Below are 18,347 nucleotides of genomic sequence, written 5' to 3' on the forward strand. Positions count from 1 at the left end.
CTCAGGTTTCCTTACGCCTCTGGAGGATCCGCTCGTGATCCTGTCGCGAGCCGAGAATACGCGTGATTTCCACGTGGCTCTCGGTAATCACGTAAAAGATCGTGTATGTGCGCTCGAACCGGATGGACCGCAGTCCTGGTGACAGCGTGTCACGGCGCTTACCGACATGGGGAAATCCGCTCAATGCCCTTATCCTGCCACGCAAGCGCATGACATAGGCCTCGGCAAAGGCAGCATCTTTTGTAATATCTAAAATATAAAAATATATTGCGCGTATATCACGAAATGCCTCCGGTCTCAGAATGACCGGAAACCCGGTCATCAGCCCGCCATCTGCCGGTGCTTGCGGAACATGGCATCCAACCTGCGCTCCACCTCCTCGATGGACACGCTCGGCCGCGGATCATCCAGTGACTTTTGGATTTCCGCCCGAAGCCAGGTCTCGTCTTCAGCCGTCAAAACCACGTCCTCGTCGTCGTCACCGACGAATTCCAGGAAGTCCACATCGGTCCCGGTCGAATTCGGTTTCGTCATCGTACAGTCTCCATTTCGCGCATATTAGCACGACGTGGAAATGCCGCAAGCCTCACCATTCCGGTTTGGGGCGGGCGTTGCCGAGGCGGCCGTCGAGTTCCTCGGCCTGGCTTTCGGTCAGGCGGAGGTCGAGGCGGACGGAGCCGTCCTCCAGATCCTCGCGCTCGTCGACAATCGCGTTGGAATAGATCCAGGGCAGAAGCTTCATCTTTTCCGGTGGCAGAACGACCGATGTCTCGGTCATCACCCCCGAGAGCCGTTCCTGCACCTCTTCCAGAAGATGGTCGATACCCGTGCCGGCGATGGCGGAGACCGCCATGGTGTTCTGCGTCGCTGCCGCCTTCTGGGTCAAGGCATCCGCCGCTTCGAGCTCCAGCTTGTCGATCTTGTTCCAGACTTCGATCAGTCGCTCGGATCGATCTTTCTCGTCAATGCCGAGATCGCCGAGGATGCGATAGACGTCGGCCGCCTGCGCGCCATTGTCGGGGTCGGACATATCCCGCACATGCAGGATGATGTTGGCCTCCAGCACCTCTTCCAGCGTCGCGCGGAAGGCCGCAACCAGATGGGTCGGCAGGTCGGAAATGAAGCCCACCGTATCGGAGAGAATGACGGTCCGGCCATGTGGCAGTTTCATGCGCCGAAGCGTGGGATCAAGCGTTGCGAAAAGCATGTCTTCGGCCAGCACCCCTGCCCCGGTGATCCGGTTGAACAGGGTGGACTTACCGGCATTGGTATAGCCGACCAGCGCCACGATGGGATGTGGCACCTTTCGGCGCTTGGCGCGATGCAGCTGGCGGGTGCGCACCACCTGTTCCAGCTCGCGCTCCAGTCGGACGATCCGGTCCTGCAACAGGCGGCGGTCGGCCTCGATCTGCGTTTCGCCGGGACCGCCCATGAAACCCGCACCGCCGCGCTGGCGCTCAAGGTGGGTCCAGGACCGAACGAGCCGGCCCTTCTGATAATTGAGATGGGCGAGATCGACCTGCAGCGTGCCTTCCTTGGTGGAGGCGCGGCGGCCGAAGATCTCCAGGATCAGACCGGTGCGGTCGATCACCTTCGCATTCCATTCCTTTTCCAGATTGCGCTGCTGCACGGGCGTGAGCGGGTGGTCGAGGATGACGAGCCCGGCATCGTGCGCATCGAGCAGATCCTTGACTTCTTCAATCTTTCCCGTTCCGAGCAGGGTCGCCGGGCGCGGCGCCGCGATGGTCACGATCAGCCCCTCCGCAATGACCAGCTCAATCGCACGGGCAAGACCGATCGCCTCCTCCAGCCGCGCCTCGTTGGAGCGAGGGGCGGCCTGCGGCGGCACGTCCGCGCCCGGCTGGCCCCGTTGGGGCTTGGCAGGCTGTTTGAGTACGGGAACGATCACCACTGCGCGCATGTCGTCGCGGTGCTTTTCCTTCTCGGGAATGATCGATTCGTTGTTCGTGTCGCGAATGCTTATGGGACTTGTCCTGGCAAATGGCGGCCGCTTCCTGTGTTCTCACGGATCGGCGACGGTGGTGAAGGCGGTTCGCTGCTCTTGATCCAACAGACTATGACGGCGCCGCCGCTAAGGCAACGCCGTTTCGCCCGTTCAGGATCCCGGGAAAATCAGGCCGATTGTTCTTCCGACTCGAACATCTGCATCGGCTGGCCGGGCATGATGGTCGAAATGGCATGCTTGTAGACAAGCTGAGAATGCCCATCGCGGCGAAGCAGAACGCAGAAATTATCAAATGAAGTGACAACGCCCGTCAGTTTGACGCCGTTGATCAAGAATATTGTAAGGGAAATCTTCTGCTTGCGAACCGTATTGAGAAAAAGGTCCTGCAAGTTCTGAGAACGTTCCGCCATAGCGCCGATTCTTTCTTTCGTTCTTGCCGGTCTTACGACCGGTTACTAATCACGTCCGTCCCTTGGCCAACGTGGATTACCCGCCGTCTGGCCCCCGCGAATTGAGTATCAAATCGGCGTCTTTTCCGCAATGTCGAAAAAGGCCTCACGAATTTTCTGTGACACGCTGCCCGGATGGCCGTTTGCGACGGTTTTTCCATCGATCGAAACGATGGGAAAGCAAATGCTGGTGGCGGCCGTTATGAAGACCTCGCGGGCATTCAGCATGTCTTCAACGGAAAAATAGGCTTCCTTCACCTCGATTCCGAGAGTTTTCGTCACATCCATCAGCGTTGTGCGTGTAATCCCGCGCAAAATGCCCTGTTCGGCGGGTCGGGTGACGAGACGGCCCTCGCCGTCCACGATCCAGACATTGGTGGCGGCACCTTCTGTGACGCGACCCTGTTCATCCACATAAATCGCTTCCTGCGCTCCCGCTTCCTTGGCCTTCTGACGCGCCATGCAGTTGGGCAGAAGACCCACCGTCTTGATATCGACCCGCTCCCAGCGGTTGTCAGGCACGGTAATGGCAGCGATTCCCCGCGCGTTCTTATTCGCGATGATCGCCGGATCGGTGCTCTTGGCCGTGACCACCACGGTCATGGGCGTATCGGCCGCGGGATAGACATGGTCTCTTTTCGCCCGTCCGCGGGTCACCTGAAGGTAATAGAGACCGTTCTTGACCCGGTTGCGCCGCAGCACTTCCCGGATGACCTGTGTAAGCGCTGCACGGCTCATCGGCATCCGCATGTCCAGCTCGCCCAGAGAGCGCTCCAGACGATTGAGATGACGCGTCAGATCGACAATAACGCCGTGGCGAACCTCACATACCTCGTAAACGCCATCGGCGAACTGGAATCCCCGGTCCTCGATATGGACGGCCGCATCGTCATGCGGCTGATAGCGTCCGTTCACATAGGCAATCCTGGGCATAATCGGCCTCTTGGCTGGTTCTAGACAGGGGAAGATCCGGCGTCCGGTCAGACGCCGAGCGATTTCAGTTTGCGATGCAGCGCCGAGCGCTCCATGCCGACGAACTCGGCAGTGCGCGAGATATTGCCGCCGAAACGGTTGATCTGCGCGACCAGATAATCCCGTTCGAACATTTCGCGCGCCTCGCGGAGCGGCAGGGTCATGATGTGATAATCACTGTTGCCGGAAACCTTGGGCAGCATGTCTCCCAGATCGGTCGGAAGCATGTCGGCAGTGATCGGCGTGTCCGGGCCATCGGTCTGGGCGAGGATCATCAGGCGCTCGATATTGTTGCGCAGCTGCCGGATGTTACCCGGCCAGTCATGGGCTTGCAGCACGGCCATCGCATCGTCGCCGATCTTGCGGGCCCGAATGCCGGCCTGTTCGGAAATCTGTCGCATGAACTGGTCGACGAGAAACGGAATATCCTCTCGCCGCTCTGCCAGCGGCGGGACCTTCACAGGAACGACCGCCAGGCGGTGGTAGAGGTCTTCGCGGAAAGTGCCTTCGGCAATCTTGCTTTCCAGATTGTAGGCGGTGGAAGAGATGATGCGCACGTCCACCTTCACCCGCTTCGATCCGCCCACCCGCTCGAATTGCTGGTCGACCAGAACACGAAGGATCTTGTTCTGGGTTTCGCGTGGCATCTCGCCCACTTCATCCAGATAGAGAATGCCTCGATGGGCCTCTTCCAGAGCGCCGATCTTGCGCGGTTGGCCGGGGCCGCCCTCCGTGCCGAACAGCGCAATCTCCATGCGTTCCGGAGTGATCGCGGCCGCATTGAGCGCGACGAAGGGGCCGCCGGCGCGTGACGACTTGCGGTGGATGATGCGCGCGACCAGCTCCTTGCCGGACCCGGAAGGTCCGAGGATCATGATGCGGCTGTTGGTCGGAGAGACCTTCTCGATGGTCTGGCGCAGTTGCGACACGGCAACGGAGGTGCCGATCAGGTCGCCATGATCGCCCGTCCGCCGCTTCAGTTCCGTGACTTCCTTGCGCAACTTGGAGGTTTCGAGCGCCCGTTCTGCCACAAGAATGAGGCGGTCTGCCTTGAAGGGCTTCTCGATGAAATCGAACGCGCCACGACGAATGGCGGAAACGGCAGTCTCGATATTGCCATGACCTGATATCATCACCACAGGCAATTCCGGATGGCGGGCCTTGATCTCGTCCAACAGGGCCAGACCGTCGAGCTTCGAGCCCTGCATCCAGATATCCAGGAACACCAGCCGCGGCACGCGGTCGGAGATGGCGGCGAGCGCGCTGTCGCTGTCATGGGCGATGCGGGTTTCATGCCCTTCGTCGGACAGAATGCCCGACACGATTTCACGGATGTCTTCTTCGTCGTCCACGACCAGAATATCAGACGCCATCGGCCATTTCCTTGTGTCTTGCGTCTCCGGCAGCAGCCGTTTCCCGGCGCGGCAGGAGAACCCGGATCATGGCACCATGGCCATGATCGAATTCCGGCGGTGCATCATGCAGCTCAAGCTGCCCGCCATGTTCCTCGATGATCTTCTTCACGATGGCGAGTCCGAGGCCGGTGCCTTTTTCCCGCATCGTCATATAGGGTTCCAGAATTCGATGCCGGTTTTCCACCGGCAGGCCCCGCCCGTTGTCGACAATATCAACCGTGAAGAGATCGTGTTCGGCATCGAAGCGCGAGCGGACGAGGATCTTGCCCTCTGTTCTGTCGCCGGAACCCAGGACGGACTCGATCGACTCCACCGCATTCTTGATGAGATTGCCGAAGGCCTGCCCCAGCATGCGGCCGTCGAAAAGGCCCATCTGGCGTTCATCGCCGAACTCCTGCTCGAAGGCGATGTCACTAGACCCGACTTCACGCAGGAACACGCTGTCGCGCAGAATATCGCGCAGATCCGTTTCCTGCTTGGTGGGTTTCGGCATGCGGGCAAAGGCGGAAAATTCATCCACCATCCGTCCGATGTCGCCGACCTGCCGGACGATCGTGTCCGTGCACTGGTCGAAGACGGGCCGGTCTTCCTCGCTGATCAGCTTGCCGAACCGGCGCTTGATGCGTTCGGCCGAAAGCTGGATCGGTGTCAAAGGGTTCTTGATTTCGTGCGCGATGCGCCGCGCCACGTCCGACCAGGCCGTGGAACGCTGGGCGATCACCAGGTCCGTGATGTCATCAAGCGTGATGACGTAGGAGTCTGTCTTGTCGTTGGCTTCCTCTCGCGTCACCTGCACCGAGAGCGTGCGCTCCTTGCCGGACCGGATGAGATCGATCTGCTTGCGATAATCGGAGCGGGCGCGCGACGCCGCCTCGGACAGAACGGCATCCACTTCCGGTACGAGATCGGGCAGCCGGCGACCGATCAGGTCTTCTGCCTTGCGGCCGAGCAGGATCTCCGCAGACGGATTGGCGATGGTGATGCGTCGATCTTCCTCGACGCCGATAACGGCCGCAGTCACGCCAGACAGCACCGCCTCGATAAAGCGGCGCCGGTCATCCACTTCGTCCTTGGCCACCAGAATTTCGTCGCGCTGGGAGCGGATTTCGCTGATCATCTTGTTGAAGGTGCGCGACAGGCTGCCCACGTCGCCATCGGCGGCGCGAACCGGTACGATGACATTCAGATTGCCGCTGGCCACGCTGTCGGCGGCACTGATCAGAAGGCGGATCGGCCTTACGATGCGGTCTGCAATGGCAATGGCAGTCCAGATCGCCGCAAGCAGCACGATGAGGGCAAAACCCAGATAGACCACGGCAAAGGCAACCTGAAGCGAGGTGCGGCCCGCCTCCATCGACTTGTATTCGGCGGAATTGTCCTCCACCTCGCGCATGGCGCGCATGACCTTCGGATCGACGGCACGTATCGTATAAAGGTGGGCCCCGGTGATGTCCTTCAGCTGCAGGATGGCGCCCACGAGATTGGTTCCGCCCGGCGGGATCAGGGTGGGCTGACCCGCGACAGACGAGGCGAGCGCATCCTTCGGAACCGGCGGCAGCGGATTTTCCGTCTTGATGTTCGCCTGCACGATCACCGACCCATCCGATCGCAACAGGAATGCACCGAGCATGCCGCGGCCCCTTGCCTGCCGGGTCAAAAGCTCGACAAAACCGTTGCGGTCCAGATTGAAAAGAACGCGGTTGCGTTCCAGGTCGTTTGCCATCGACAGGGTTTGCCCCTGGAGATAGGCGGCATTTTCCATAACGTAGGCCTGCGCGACATTCATGGAATTGCGCACGATGGACTGGGTGCGGATGGAGAACCATCGATCCAGACCGACGTTCAGAAAAATGCTGGCAAAGATCGCGACCAGAATCGCAGGCGTGATCGCAACGATCGAAAACAGCGCCACGATGCGCACATGCAGACGTGCCGCAGCGCGCCCCTTGAGACGGGCTTTCCAGAGCCGTCCGATCTCGCGGACGATCAGGAATATAAGTCCCAGAATGAAGAGTGAATTCAGGCCGGCCGATGCGATGACCACCGGTCGCGTCGGCGCAAGCGGCGTGAGACCCAGCAGCACGAAGAGCGTGAGCACGGCGGAAACGAGAGCACCGGCCGCCAATCCCAGCCCGGGCACGGCAAAACGCGCCCGCCGGTCCTGCGCCGCGCCTCCCGCTTCTTCCTCGACCAGTGGCGTTACCATGCCAATCCCCAACCGCTCATGCGGCTTTTCTCCTGAACGCGCACGAGCCTGCCGTAAGGGAATGAACTTCACCCAGCGGGAAGATCACGACTTCAAGCGACTCGACCTGTAATCGTGACTTTCAAGCAACGCATTGTGGCGAAAATGCAACGCTTCTCTCCGCTCTGTCAAGCATTACGGGCATCGCGGTAGACGGAAATGCCGAGGTCGCGGATCTTCTTGCGCAGCGTGTTCCGGTTCATGCCGAGCAGGTCCGCCGCACGGATCTGGTTGCCGCCGGTCGCGGCAAGCGCCGCCATGATCAGCGGATGTTCGACTTCCACCAAGACCCGGTCATAGAGGCCGGGTGGCGGCAGCTCCTGGCCGAAGCCAGCGAAATACCGCCCGACAGCCTGTTCCACCGATTGTCGCAAGGTCAATTGTCCGGTCTTCTCGGCAGGACGGTCCTGCTGCACCGGCGAGCTCTGCGGTGGGTTGAGTTCAGCCTCCACGATCTCGCGGGTGATGACATCCTGCGGATAGAGCGCGACGAGGCGGCGGACCAGGTTTTCCAGCTCGCGAACATTGCCGGGCCAGTCGTAGGATTTCATTGCTTCCAGCGCCGAAACATCGAACCGCTTCGCGCCCAGCCCTTCCTTTTCGGCGATGAGTGCAAAATGGCGCACGAGATCCGGCACGTCTTCCCGTCGGTCGCGGAGCGGCGGAAGCCGCAAGGGCACCACATTCAGCCGGTAATAGAGATCTTCGCGGAAAAGACCCTGCTGGATCGACTGCTTCAGATCCTTGTTGGTCGCGGCGACGATGCGCACATTGGTGCGGATCGGCGTCCGCCCACCGACCGTCATGTATTCTCCCTGCTGGAGAACGCGCAAAAGCCGGGTCTGGGCATCCATGGGCATGTCGCCGATTTCATCGAGGAACAGGGTGCCGCCTTCGGCCTGCTCGAAGCGGCCGCTGGAACGGGATTGCGCGCCCGTAAAGGCACCCTTTTCGTGGCCGAACAGCTCCGATTCGATCAGATCGCGCGGAATGGCCGCCATGTTGATCGCGACGAACGGGCCCTTGCGGCGCTTGCCGTAATCATGCAGCGCCCGCGCCACCAGTTCCTTGCCGGTCCCGGACTCGCCGGTGATCATCAAAGTCAGGTCCGTCTGCATCATCCGGGCCAGGACCCGATAAACCTCCTGCATGGCCGCCGAACGGCCGACCAACGGCATGCCGTCCTGATTGTCTTCCTCGCCCCGAACCTGGACCTTCTTGGGCTCTGCAAGCGCCCGACCGATGATGGCAATGAGCTCGGTAAGATCGAACGGCTTCGGCAGATAATCATAGGCCCCTTTTTCCGAGGCCTTGATCGCCGTCATAAAGGTGTTCTGCGCACTCATCACCACCACGGGCAAGTCGGGTCGCGCCTTCTTGATCCGGGGCAGCAGATCGAAGGCGTTCTCGTCCGGCATCACCACATCTGTGACCACGAGGTTGCCCTCGCCGGCCGCGACCCAGCGCCACAGCGTAGACGCATTGGAGGTGACGCGGACCTCGTATCCGGCGCGCGAAAGCGCCTGATTAAGAACCGTGCGGATAGCGGCGTCGTCGTCGGCGACCAGAATCGTGGCATTCATCGGGAAACTCCCCCGGACCCGGAGGCCCTCATGTCTTCAACTGTTTGCGGTGTCTGGTCATCGGCGAGGCCACCGCGGGAAACGGGCATCAGCACACGGAATACGGTCTTGTTTGCGTGGCTGTCGCATTCGATGATCCCGCCATGGTCACCGATGATCTTCGCCACCAATGCAAGACCCAGGCCAGAACCGTTTGTCTTCGTGGTGATGAAGGGATCGAACAGATGCGGCAACAGGTCTGCCGGCACGCCTGGGCCGTTATCCTGAACGCAAAACTCCAGAGGCAGCGATACTTTTTCCTGGCTACCGGCCACCGAGAGGCGGATGCCCGGTTTATAGGCAGTGGTGAGCAGGATTTCGCCATTCGGACGGCTTCCGATGGATTCGGCCGCATTCTTGATCAGGTTGAGGAAAACCTGGATCAACTGATCCCGATTGGCAAAGACCGGCGGCAGGGAAGGATCGTAGATCTCCGCGATCTTGATATGACGCGCAAAGCCCGCCTGTGCCAGTACTTTCACGTGTTCCAGCACGGAATGAATGTTCACCGGCACCCGATCCACCGGCCGTTCATCGGAAAAGACCTCCATGCGATCAACCAAAGAGACGATCCGGTCCGTTTCGTCGCAGATCAGGCGGGTCAGCGCCCGATCCTCCGTTCCCACGGACATTTCGAGGAGCTGGGCCGCTCCACGGATGCCGGAGAGCGGATTCTTGATTTCATGGGCGAGCATCGAGGCAAGACCCGATACCGAGCGCGCTGCGCCGCGATGGGTGAGCTGGCGGTCGATCTTGTCGGCCATGGTGCGCTCCTGCACGACCACGACGACACAGCCCGGCTCGCCGGGCACCGGTGCCGCATAGATATCAACGAGCTTGTCCGGCCCGATCCTCGGCGAACTGAGATCGACCCGATATTCGTTCACCGGCGAGCGCCGCTCCCGCACCTGATCCAGAAGGGAGAGCAGCGGGCTTCCGAACGGCACGAAGGCGCCGATATGGTGCCTGGCCAGATGGGCCGCGCTGGCCGCGAAAAAATGCTCCGCTTCACCATTGGCGAATCGGACGATGCCCTTCTCATCCACCATGATCACCGGATTGCGGATGGCATTCAGCACGGTTGCGGCCATCATCTCGGTGGACTTCTGCTGGTCGCTCATGCAGCCTCCGAGGCGTCGATACGTTGTTGCCGATAGGTTTCGAGCGTGTCGCGGAATTGGGCGGCGGCCGCTTCCGGATCCCGTTCCGTCATCAACCGGGCGCGGATTTCGCCGGGCACGCCCGGCGCATGTCGATCCAGATACCAGCCCACGTGCTTGCGGGCATGGCGAACGGCGACATGGCTTCCATAGAAGTCGAGCATGGACCGATAGTGGTCCGCGGCCAATGCGGGAATTCGCTCCGGTTCCGGGGCCTTCCCTCCGGCAAGCCAGCCCGCATGCCAGGGCCGCCCCTGACAGGCACGACCGATCATGACCGCATCGGCTCCCGACAGCTGCAGGATCATCCGCGCATCGTCGGGCGTTTCCACATCGCCATTGGCCACGAGGGGAATGGAAATCGCCTCCCGGACAGCGCGAATCGCCGCCCAGTCCGCCCGGCCCTCGTAAAACTGCATGCGGGTGCGGCCGTGCACGGTGACGAGCCGGACCCCGGCCTGCTCCGCGCGAGCGGCGATCAGCGGGGCGTTTAGCGAGTTTTCATCCCAGCCCAGCCGCATCTTTACGGTGACAGGAACCTTTACCGCCCTCACGGTCGCCTCGATGAGAGACAGCGCGTGATCGGGATCGCGCATCAGCGCCGAGCCGGAATAGCCGCCGGTTACCTTCTTCGCCGGGCACCCCATGTTGATGTCGATGATATCGGCCCCGTTCGCCTCGGCGATCCGCGCCGCTTCCGCCATCCAGTGCGCCTCGCGCCCGGCAAGCTGCACCATGTGGGGGCGAATGCCGGTCCCCTTCAACCGAGCCCAGGACTCGCCGTGATCGTGAGCAAGCTCGCGACTGGCCACCATTTCCGTGACCACAAGGCCCGCTCCCCATTGCCAGGCGAGCGACCGGAACGGCAGATCCGTCACGCCCGACATGGGCGCGAGAATAACCCGGTTGCGGATTTCGACAGGCCCGATCCGAAACGGATCGTCAAGGGCGAAGGCAGTCAAGGGCATCATCCTGCATATTCTTGAGGCATGAGAAATTCGTGCATTATTTTTAATCACCGAACGGTCGCGCTGCCAAGTGAAAAAGGGATGACAGGCGCACTGCTGGTCAAATGCCTCGCGAGCCGTTAAACCCGCCCCACGACAAGAACAAGACAATCGCTGCACAAGGCTCCCATGTCCCAGAAGCATTCCCATGGCATCGTTATCGTCGCGGCGGGGCGAGGCGAACGAGCGGGCGACCCGGCGGAAGGCCCGAAACAGTACAGGCCGATCGGAGGACGCGCCGTCATCGCGCACACGCTGGATGCGTTTCTGCGGTGGAACCGGGCAGCCGCTGTCGTCGTGGTCATCCATCCCGATGACGAGGCGTTGTTCGAGCGTGCGACCAGCCTCCTTTCCGGCAAATCGTCGCTTAAGGTGGTGCATGGCGGGGCAACCCGCCAGCAGAGCGTCTTGAGGGGATTGGAAGCACTTTCCGGGCTGGGAATCACGCATGCCTGGATTCAGGATGCGGTTCGCCCGTTCCTCGACGGGAAGCTTCTCGCTCGCATCGAGACCGCCATCGAACAGGGCGCCAGCGGCATTTTGCCGGTTATGGCCGTCGCCGATACGCTGAAACGGGGATCGCCGGACGGTCTGGTGATCGATACCGTACCCCGCGCCGGCCTTTACGCGGCCCAGACACCTCAGGTCTTCGAATTTGCCGCCATCCTGGATGCCCATCGACAGGCCGCCGCCAGCGGTCGCAGCGACTTCACAGACGATGCTTCCATCGCGGAATGGGCCGGTATCCCCGTCCGGTTGGTCGAAGGTACGCCCGATAATGTCAAACTCACCGTCAAGCGGGACATTGCCATGGCTGATGAAAAGCTTACCCGGTCCGCCCTTCCCGATGTTCGCACCGGAAATGGCTATGATGTCCACCAGTTGGAACCGGGAGATGGCGTCACGCTCTGCGGCATCTTTATCCCCCACGATCAGCGGCTGAAGGGCCATTCCGATGCGGATGTGGCGCTGCATGCCCTGACCGATGCGCTTCTCGCCACCTGCGGCGCGGGCGATATCGGCGACCATTTCCCGCCGTCCGACATGCAGTGGAAGGGCGCACCGTCCCGGATCTTTCTCGAACATGCCACCAAAGTGGTGCGCGAGCATGGCGGTACGATCATGAATGCGGATGTTTCGCTGATCGCTGAAGCGCCGAAAGTCGGTCCGCACCGGCAGGCGATGCGGGAAAAGCTCTCCGAAATCCTGGGTATTTCGCTCGACCGTTGTTCGGTGAAGGCGACGACCAACGAGAAGATCGGCTTCGTGGGCCGGCGCGAAGGCATCGCCGCGATTGCCACGGCAACGGTCGTCTTCGGGAGGACCGGATCGTGAGCCTGTTTCCCTCCGATATCGCCGCGGATGCGCACAACATTATTGCCCGCTATTCTACTGCGGGTCATATGATCACGACAGCCGAAAGCTGCACCGGGGGCTTGATTGCGGGGGCACTGACCGATGTGCCCGGTTCATCAGCCGTGGTGGATCGCGGCTTCGTGACCTACACCAATGAGGCCAAGATGGACCTTATCGGGGTCCAGCCGGCAGTCCTTGCGGCCTATGGCGCGGTATCCCGCCAGACGGCGCTGCAGATGGCGGCAGGCGCCCTCACCCGCTCCCGCGCCCATGTATCGGTCGCCGTGACCGGCATTGCCGGACCGGGCGGTGGCTCGGAGGAAAAACCGGTCGGCCTCGTCCACCTCGCCGCCAAATGCCGCGACGGGCGTATCCTCCATCGGGAGATGCGCTACGGCGATCTCGGCCGCGACGGCATCCGACTCGCGACGGTTCGAACCGCACTCGAAATGCTGATTGAACTCGCATCATGACAGGATCGGGCGCAGCGCAATTCGTACGGCTCACCAAACGCCGTTAAGGACGGTACACGTTCGCCGCACGTGTCTCGAAGGCTTCGGCGAACATGCGGAAGGCGCGGTCGAACATGGAGCCCATCAGGGCACCGAGGATGCGGCTCTTGAATTCGTAGTCGATGAAGAAGTTCACGGTACAGCCGCCCTGCCCGTCCGGCAGGAAGGTCCACCGGTTGTTCAGGTAACGGAACGGGCCGTCGATATACTGCACGTCGATCGTGTGGCTTTCGCGGTTTAACAGCACCTGCGTGGTGAAGGTCTCGCGAATGGCCTTGTAGCCAACGGTCATGTCCGCGATCAACAGCTGCTTGCCATCGCGCTCCTTGCGGGAGCGGACAGTCAGAGCTTCGCAAAGCGGCAGAAATTCCGGATAGCGCTCGACATCCGCGACCAGATCGAACATCTGGTCCGGGCTGTGAGGCACCTTTCTCTGGCTTTCGAACTTGGGCATTGCGTCATCCGGCCGGGCCGCTCAGGCGGCGCCGGCAAGCTTCCTTTCCCGTGCGGCCTTGAGCCGGGCAAAATCGTCCCCCGCATGATGCGAAGACCGGGTCAGCGGGCTGGCAGAAACCATGAGGAAGCCCTTGGTATAGGCCACTGTTTCATAAGACTTGAACTCGTCCGGCGTCACGAACGACACGACCCGGTGGTGCTTGCGGGTCGGCTGCAGATACTGGCCGATGGTGAGGAAGTCCACATCCGCCGTGCGCAGGTCATCCATGAGCTGAAGCACTTCGTTGCGCTCCTCGCCGAGGCCCACCATGATGCCCGACTTGGTGAACATGGTCGGATCCAGTTCCTTCACCCGCTGGAGCAGGCGAATCGAGTGGAAATAGCGGGCGCCGGGGCGAACTGTCAGGTAATTGCCGGGAACGGTTTCCAGATTGTGGTTGAACACGTCGGGCTTGGCGGCAACGACACGCTCCAGCGCGCCGGGCTTCTTCAGGAAATCCGGCGTGAGGATTTCGATGGTCGTCGTCGGCGAGGCCGCGCGGATCGCAAAGATCACCTTTTCAAAATGCTCGGCGCCGCCGTCTTCCAGGTCGTCCCGGTCGACCGAGGTGATGACCACATGGGAAAGCCCCATCTGCTTTACGGCCTTGGCGACATTCTCCGGTTCGTCCAGATCGAGAGGATTTGGCTTGCCGGTTGCCACGTTGCAGAAGGCACAGGCGCGGGTGCAAATTTCACCCATGATCATGAAGGTGGCGTGCTTCTTGTCCCAGCATTCACCGATATTGGGGCAGCCAGCCTCTTCGCACACCGTGACGAGCTTGTTGTCCTTCACGATGGAGCGGGTTTCAGCATAGCCCTTGGAAGTCGGCGCCTTGACGCGGATCCACTCCGGCTTGCGCATCACCTCCGTGTCGGGCCGGTGGGCCTTTTCCGGATGGCGCACACGCTTTTCCGTTGCGTCCGTGCCGATAGTATCGAGGATGGTGACCATGTCTTTTGACCTTGTCTAGCGCCGTACGAGCTTGACGACGAAGAGCAATATGCAGGCGCCGATGAAGCTGGTGATGAGATAGCCGAGCTTGTCTTCCGCAACGAAAATGCCGAAGCGCTGGAGAACGGCGGTCGCCACCGCCGAGCCCACGATGCCGATGACGATGTTCATGAAGATGCCATAACGCATATCCATGAATTTGCCGGCGAGCCAGCCTGCCAAGCCGCCGATGATGATTGCCATGAACCAGCCGATTGCCATCGTCCCGTTTCCCCGTCAGTCCCTTTGCGCTCTAGATAAGGGCTGAGCGCAGCAAGAGCAATGTCTCTTTCGGGCGCAGCAGGCCGCGCCCATGTCCTTACGCGTTCAGTACGCGGCCATAGGCATCCAATACCGCTTCCTTCATCATTTCCGACAGCGTCGGATGCGGGAAGATCGTGTGCATCAGCTCTTCCTCGGTCGTTTCGAGGTTCATGGCGACGACGAAGCCCTGGATGAGTTCGGTCACTTCCGTGCCCACCATGTGGGCGCCGAGAAGCTCTCCGGTCTTCTTGTCGAAGATGACCTTCACGAGGCCGTTGTCTTCGCCAAGCGCAATCGCCTTGCCGTTCGCGCCGAAGGAGAAACGACCGACACGGATGTCGCGGCCGAGTTCCTTCGCCTTTGCCTCCGTCAGGCCAACGGAGGCGACCTGCGGGTTGCAATAGGTGCAGCCGGGGATCTTGCCCTTGTCCGTTGCATGGACATTCGGAAGACCCGCGATCTTTTCGACACACACGACGCCCTCATGCTCGGCCTTGTGGGCGAGCATCGGCGGACCGGCCACATCGCCGATGGCGTAGAGGCCCGGCACATTCGTCTTGCCATAACCGTCGATGACGATGCAGCCGCGGTCGGTCTTGACGCCCAGCGCCTCCAGACCGAGATTTTCGATATTGCCCTGCACACCGACGGCGGAGATCATCCGATCGGCGGTAATCTGCTGGCTCTTGCCATCGGCCGTCTCGACGGTCGCGCTGATGCTGTTCGCGCCCTTCTCGACCTTCGTCACCTTGGCGGAGGTGATGATCTTCAGGCCGCGCTTTTCCAGTGCCTTGCGGGCGATGCCGGAGATTTCCGCATCTTCGACCGGCATGATGCGGTCCATGACTTCGACGACGGTGACGTCGCAGCCCATGGAGCGATAGAAGCTCGCGAACTCGATGCCGATCGCGCCGGAGCCCATGACGAGCAGGCTTTTGGGCAGTTCCTTCGGCACCATGGCCTCGAAATAGGTCCAGATCAGCTTGCCGTCGGGCTCGATGCCGGGGAGTGCCCGCGGACGCGCGCCGGTCGCGACGATGATGTGCTTGGCCGTATAGGTGCCCTCGCCGAGTACGTTCTTCGGAACCGGGTTCTGCGGCTGCACGGCCGGCTTGGACGGCTTGGAAACGACGATCTCGTTGGCCTTGGCAAGCTTCGCCTCGCCCCAGATCACGTCGATCTTGTTCTTCTTCATCAGAAAGCCGACGCCGCCGTTCAGGCGCTGCGAGACGCCGCGCGAACGATTGACGACAGCCGTGACATCGGCGCTGATCGAGCCGTTCAGCACCAGCCCATAGGCCTTGGCATGGTTGGTGTTGTCGAGAACGTCGGCGGATCGCAGCAGCGCCTTGGTCGGGATGCAGCCCCAGTTCAGGCAGATGCCGCCCAGGTGCTCGCGCTCGACGATGGCCGTCTTGAGGCCCAGCTGCGCCGCGCGGATGGCCGCCACATAGCCGCCGGGGCCGGAGCCGATGATGATCACGTCATAGGAATTCGCCACGGGCCTTCATCTCCTCTTGGGTGCCGGAGGCCGGGTGGTCCACCCACCCGGTCCGGTTCGGGATGAAGGTCAGCGCCCTCAGGCGGCCTTGGCCAGCATCCCGTAAATCTTGTCCTTCAGAGCCATCCGGGTTTTGCGCATGGTTTCCATATGCACATCACCCACCGGCTCGATGTTTGTCTCCGCGCGGTGAATGGCGCGATTGACCTCGTGATACTCCTCGAAGAGCTTGGCGAAATGCGCGTCGCTGACCTTCAGATCATGCATCTTCGCGACGAATTCCGGAAACTCCTCGGCGAGTTCATGGGGGGTGTTCGACATTCCCTATCTCCTTGTATGGGTTCGATAGGTTCAGCCTAAGCCCCTGATCCTGAAGGGCCTTGATCTTGATCAAGCCCCTTCGAAAGCACCTGTCAAATGCCAAGCAACATGCGCACCAGCGGCTCCAGCCCGCGCCCGATGGCGCGGGTGTTTTCCGCATCGAGATGGATGCCGTCGAGCGGTGTCGTTTCAGCGACCGAGCCCGCATCGAAAAAGCTGCAATCCAGATCGCCCGCCAGATCCCGGTAGAAGGTGGCGAGCATCGCCGATTCTTCCACCGCACCCTTGAACATGGCTGCGAAGATCGGGTTCGCCGTCTCCCGGCAGGGCGGCGGCGAAACCAGCAGGATTTCCGGCGTTTCCATACCATCCATCGGCCAGTCATGATGGCGGATCAGGCTGACCAGCCTTTCCATACCCTGGCGGGCAAGAAAGGCATTGCCGGCAATGCCGCGCTTCATGTCATTGGTGCCAAGCAGGATGATGACGAGATCGAGCGGCGCATGCGTCTGCAACACTGTCGGCAGTACCCGTGCCCCGTTCCGGTCGGAATCGGAGAGATGATCGTCATAAGCCGTCGTGCGGCCGTTCAGACCTTCCGCGATCACCTGCACTTCGGAGCCCAGCGCCTTTTGCAGCACGGAGGGCCACCGGTCCTCGAACCGGTGCCGCCCCATGGTTTCGGCGTCATAACCCCAGGTCAGGCTGTCGCCGTAGCAGAGCACGGTTTTTGCCATGGCTTATACCAGCATGCCCATCGGGTTTTCGATATAGCCCTTGAAGGCGGCGAGCAGCTCGGCCCCCAGCGCGCCATCGACGGCGCGATGGTCGGTGGAGAGCGTCACCGTCATGACGGTGGCGATCGCCAGCTGGCCATTCTTGACCACCGGACGCTGTTCGCCCGCGCCGACGGCCAGAATGGTCGCATGCGGCGGGTTGACGACGGCGGCGAAGTTCTTCACGCCCATCATGCCCATGTTGGACACGGCGGTGGTGCCGCCCTGATATTCCTCGGGCTTCAGCTTGCGGTCCTTGGCGCGCTTGCCGAGATCCTTCATCTCGTTGGAGATGGCCGACAGGCTCTTCTCCTCCGCCTTGCGGATGATCGGCGTGATCAGGCCGCCGGGGATCGACACGGCCACGCCCACATCGGCGTGCTTGTGCTTCACCATGGCCTGATCGGTCCAGGAGACGTTGGCGTCGGGCACGTCGCGCAGCGCCAGCGCCATGGCCTTGATGACCATGTCATTAACGGACAGCTTGTAGGCCGGTTTGCCGTCGCGCACGGGAGCGGCATCGTTGATCTGCGTGCGCAGCGCCAGAAGCGTATCGAGCTCGCAATCCACGGAGACGTAGAAATGCGGGATCGTCTGCTTGGATTCCTGCAGGCGCTTGGCAATCGTCTTGCGCATGCCATCATGCGGCACGAGCTCGTAGGAGCCTTCGGCAAAGAGCTTGAGCACCTGATCGGACGACATGCCGGTAGCAAGCGGCGCGGCCGGTGCGGCGGCAGCATTGGCCGGAGCCGCCTTCGCGGTTCCGCCGGCAACGGCCTTCTCGATGTCCGACTTCACCACGCGGCCATGCGGGCCGGTGCCGGAGACGGCGGAAAGGTCGATCCCGGCTTCCTTGGCGAGACGCCGCGCGAGCGGCGAGGAGAACACGCGGTTACCCTTGGCGGCCTCAGGGGCTGCCGCCGGCGGTGCAGGGGCTGCGGGAGCAGCCTGTGCCGGGGCAGGAGCTGGGGCGGCAGGAGCAGGCGTTGCGGCGGCTGGTGCCGTCGATGCCGCAGGCGCGCTCACCGCGCTCGCATCCTCGCCTTCGCCGGCGAGAACCGCAATCACGGTGTTGACCTTCACACCCTCGGTTCCGGCAGGAACGAGGATCTTCGCGAGCGTGCCTTCATCCACGGCTTCCACTTCCATGGTTGCCTTGTCGGTTTCGATCTCGGCGATCACGTCGCCGGAGCGGATGGCATCGCCTTCCTTCTTCAGCCACTTGGAGAGCTTGCCCTCTTCCATGGTGGGAGAAAGGGCCGGCATGGTGATGTTGACGGGCATGAGCCTTC

At 61.6% G+C, this 18,347-nt stretch carries 19 protein-coding genes; 2 read left to right on the plus strand and 17 right to left on the minus strand.

Annotation, left to right across the window (positions count from 1 at the left end; translation table 11 throughout):
* Position 1: 1 nt before the first annotated feature.
* The 10 genes from ACT54B_RS11920 to dusB all read right to left on the minus strand — a co-directional run bounded on the left by ACT54B_RS11920 (position 2) and on the right by dusB (position 10,800).
* Positions 2 to 322 (minus strand): type II toxin-antitoxin system RelE/ParE family toxin, encoded by a 321-nt coding sequence (locus ACT54B_RS11920; RefSeq protein ID WP_476045134.1) that lies wholly within the window; start codon positions 320 to 322, stop codon positions 2 to 4.
* Complete coding sequence (locus tag ACT54B_RS11925; RefSeq protein ID WP_476045135.1) at positions 322 to 534, minus strand: antitoxin PaaA2 family protein; 213 nt, start codon at positions 532 to 534, stop codon at positions 322 to 324. Before ACT54B_RS11925 ends, ACT54B_RS11920 begins: the two co-directional genes overlap by 1 nt.
* Positions 535 to 586: 52 nt before the next feature.
* The gene (gene hflX / locus ACT54B_RS11930) at positions 587 to 1,921 is read right to left on the minus strand and encodes a GTPase HflX (RefSeq protein ID WP_476045136.1); all 1,335 of its coding nucleotides are present in this window, start codon (positions 1,919 to 1,921) and stop codon (positions 587 to 589) included.
* A 212-nt stretch (positions 1,922 to 2,133) separates the two neighbouring features.
* A complete protein-coding gene (gene hfq, locus ACT54B_RS11935; protein WP_183365959.1) occupies positions 2,134 to 2,376 on the minus strand; it encodes an RNA chaperone Hfq in 243 nt (80 codons plus the stop codon).
* A 108-nt stretch (positions 2,377 to 2,484) separates the two neighbouring features.
* Complete coding sequence (locus ACT54B_RS11940) at positions 2,485 to 3,348, minus strand: D-amino-acid transaminase (RefSeq protein ID WP_476045137.1); 864 nt, start codon at positions 3,346 to 3,348, stop codon at positions 2,485 to 2,487.
* Between the two features lie 47 nt (positions 3,349 to 3,395).
* Positions 3,396 to 4,760, minus strand: a complete 1,365-nt coding sequence (gene ntrX, locus ACT54B_RS11945; RefSeq protein WP_476045139.1) for a nitrogen assimilation response regulator NtrX — start codon at positions 4,758 to 4,760, stop codon at positions 3,396 to 3,398.
* The gene (locus tag ACT54B_RS11950; RefSeq protein ID WP_476045141.1) at positions 4,750 to 7,008 is read right to left on the minus strand and encodes a sensor histidine kinase NtrY-like; all 2,259 of its coding nucleotides are present in this window, start codon (positions 7,006 to 7,008) and stop codon (positions 4,750 to 4,752) included. The genes ntrX and ACT54B_RS11950 overlap by 11 nt, the downstream gene beginning before the upstream one ends.
* Positions 7,009 to 7,175: 167 nt before the next feature.
* Positions 7,176 to 8,630, minus strand: a complete 1,455-nt coding sequence (gene ntrC / locus ACT54B_RS11955; protein ID WP_476045142.1) for a nitrogen regulation protein NR(I) — start codon at positions 8,628 to 8,630, stop codon at positions 7,176 to 7,178.
* Complete coding sequence (locus tag ACT54B_RS11960; RefSeq protein ID WP_476045144.1) at positions 8,627 to 9,790, minus strand: two-component system sensor histidine kinase NtrB; 1,164 nt, start codon at positions 9,788 to 9,790, stop codon at positions 8,627 to 8,629. Before ACT54B_RS11960 ends, ntrC begins: the two co-directional genes overlap by 4 nt.
* Complete coding sequence (gene dusB / locus ACT54B_RS11965) at positions 9,787 to 10,800, minus strand: tRNA dihydrouridine synthase DusB (RefSeq protein ID WP_476045145.1); 1,014 nt, start codon at positions 10,798 to 10,800, stop codon at positions 9,787 to 9,789. The genes ACT54B_RS11960 and dusB overlap by 4 nt, the downstream gene beginning before the upstream one ends.
* A gap of 165 nt (positions 10,801 to 10,965) precedes the next feature.
* Between dusB and ACT54B_RS11970 the strand changes: the two genes are divergently transcribed.
* On the plus strand, positions 10,966 to 12,171 hold the full coding sequence (locus ACT54B_RS11970; RefSeq protein WP_476045146.1) for a bifunctional 2-C-methyl-D-erythritol 4-phosphate cytidylyltransferase/2-C-methyl-D-erythritol 2,4-cyclodiphosphate synthase: 1,206 nt from the start codon (positions 10,966 to 10,968) through the stop codon (positions 12,169 to 12,171).
* Positions 12,168 to 12,665: a CinA family protein gene (locus ACT54B_RS11975; RefSeq protein ID WP_476045147.1), complete on the plus strand. Its 498-nt coding sequence runs from the start codon at positions 12,168 to 12,170 to the stop codon at positions 12,663 to 12,665. Before ACT54B_RS11970 ends, ACT54B_RS11975 begins: the two co-directional genes overlap by 4 nt.
* A 43-nt stretch (positions 12,666 to 12,708) precedes the next feature.
* Here ACT54B_RS11975 and ACT54B_RS11980 read toward each other — a convergent pair whose 3' ends face one another.
* The 7 genes from ACT54B_RS11980 to ACT54B_RS12010 form a co-directional block, all read right to left on the minus strand.
* On the minus strand, positions 12,709 to 13,158 hold the full coding sequence (locus ACT54B_RS11980) for a type II toxin-antitoxin system RatA family toxin (RefSeq protein ID WP_476045148.1): 450 nt from the start codon (positions 13,156 to 13,158) through the stop codon (positions 12,709 to 12,711).
* A 21-nt stretch (positions 13,159 to 13,179) separates the two neighbouring features.
* Positions 13,180 to 14,154 carry a lipoyl synthase gene (lipA, locus tag ACT54B_RS11985; RefSeq protein ID WP_476045150.1) on the minus strand — a complete coding sequence of 325 codons (975 nt, stop codon included), beginning with the start codon at positions 14,152 to 14,154 and terminating at the stop codon, positions 13,180 to 13,182.
* Between the two features lie 15 nt (positions 14,155 to 14,169).
* A complete protein-coding gene (locus ACT54B_RS11990) occupies positions 14,170 to 14,415 on the minus strand; it encodes a GlsB/YeaQ/YmgE family stress response membrane protein (RefSeq protein WP_476045151.1) in 246 nt (81 codons plus the stop codon).
* A gap of 97 nt (positions 14,416 to 14,512) precedes the next feature.
* Positions 14,513 to 15,958, minus strand: a complete 1,446-nt coding sequence (lpdA, locus tag ACT54B_RS11995; RefSeq protein ID WP_476045152.1) for a dihydrolipoyl dehydrogenase — start codon at positions 15,956 to 15,958, stop codon at positions 14,513 to 14,515.
* Between the two features lie 78 nt (positions 15,959 to 16,036).
* Entirely contained in the window at positions 16,037 to 16,279 is a 243-nt protein-coding gene (locus ACT54B_RS12000; RefSeq protein ID WP_476045153.1) for an HP1242/YdcH family protein, read from the minus strand.
* Between the two features lie 92 nt (positions 16,280 to 16,371).
* Positions 16,372 to 17,016 (minus strand): SGNH/GDSL hydrolase family protein, encoded by a 645-nt coding sequence (locus ACT54B_RS12005; protein ID WP_476045154.1) that lies wholly within the window; start codon positions 17,014 to 17,016, stop codon positions 16,372 to 16,374.
* A gap of 3 nt (positions 17,017 to 17,019) precedes the next feature.
* The gene (locus ACT54B_RS12010; protein WP_476045155.1) at positions 17,020 to 18,339 is read right to left on the minus strand and encodes a pyruvate dehydrogenase complex dihydrolipoamide acetyltransferase; all 1,320 of its coding nucleotides are present in this window, start codon (positions 18,337 to 18,339) and stop codon (positions 17,020 to 17,022) included.
* Positions 18,340 to 18,347 lie beyond the last annotated feature (8 nt).

Source organism: Gellertiella sp. DMC107, from assembly GCF_056313605.1.

What these genes read in the sequence shown, in the direction of transcription:
- ACT54B_RS11920 (WP_476045134.1), bottom strand. Translation starts at nt 322, where the DNA reads ATGACCGGGTTTCCGGTCATTCTGAGACCGGAGGCATTTCGTGATATA.
- ACT54B_RS11925 (WP_476045135.1), bottom strand. Translation starts at nt 534, where the DNA reads ATGACGAAACCGAATTCGACCGGGACCGATGTGGACTTCCTGGAATTC.
- hflX (WP_476045136.1), bottom strand. Translation starts at nt 1,921, where the DNA reads ATGCGCGCAGTGGTGATCGTTCCCGTACTCAAACAGCCTGCCAAGCCC.
- hfq (WP_183365959.1), bottom strand. Translation starts at nt 2,376, where the DNA reads ATGGCGGAACGTTCTCAGAACTTGCAGGACCTTTTTCTCAATACGGTT.
- ACT54B_RS11940 (WP_476045137.1), bottom strand. Translation starts at nt 3,348, where the DNA reads ATGCCCAGGATTGCCTATGTGAACGGACGCTATCAGCCGCATGACGAT.
- ntrX (WP_476045139.1), bottom strand. Translation starts at nt 4,760, where the DNA reads ATGGCGTCTGATATTCTGGTCGTGGACGACGAAGAAGACATCCGTGAA.
- ACT54B_RS11950 (WP_476045141.1), bottom strand. Translation starts at nt 7,008, where the DNA reads ATGGTAACGCCACTGGTCGAGGAAGAAGCGGGAGGCGCGGCGCAGGAC.
- ntrC (WP_476045142.1), bottom strand. Translation starts at nt 8,630, where the DNA reads ATGAATGCCACGATTCTGGTCGCCGACGACGACGCCGCTATCCGCACG.
- ACT54B_RS11960 (WP_476045144.1), bottom strand. Translation starts at nt 9,790, where the DNA reads ATGAGCGACCAGCAGAAGTCCACCGAGATGATGGCCGCAACCGTGCTG.
- dusB (WP_476045145.1), bottom strand. Translation starts at nt 10,800, where the DNA reads ATGATGCCCTTGACTGCCTTCGCCCTTGACGATCCGTTTCGGATCGGG.
- ACT54B_RS11970 (WP_476045146.1), top strand. Translation starts at nt 10,966, where the DNA reads ATGTCCCAGAAGCATTCCCATGGCATCGTTATCGTCGCGGCGGGGCGA.
- ACT54B_RS11980 (WP_476045148.1), bottom strand. Translation starts at nt 13,158, where the DNA reads ATGCCCAAGTTCGAAAGCCAGAGAAAGGTGCCTCACAGCCCGGACCAG.
- lipA (WP_476045150.1), bottom strand. Translation starts at nt 14,154, where the DNA reads ATGGTCACCATCCTCGATACTATCGGCACGGACGCAACGGAAAAGCGT.
- ACT54B_RS11990 (WP_476045151.1), bottom strand. Translation starts at nt 14,415, where the DNA reads ATGGCAATCGGCTGGTTCATGGCAATCATCATCGGCGGCTTGGCAGGC.
- ACT54B_RS12000 (WP_476045153.1), bottom strand. Translation starts at nt 16,279, where the DNA reads ATGTCGAACACCCCCCATGAACTCGCCGAGGAGTTTCCGGAATTCGTC.
- ACT54B_RS12005 (WP_476045154.1), bottom strand. Translation starts at nt 17,016, where the DNA reads ATGGCAAAAACCGTGCTCTGCTACGGCGACAGCCTGACCTGGGGTTAT.
- ACT54B_RS12010 (WP_476045155.1), bottom strand. Translation starts at nt 18,339, where the DNA reads ATGCCCGTCAACATCACCATGCCGGCCCTTTCTCCCACCATGGAAGAG.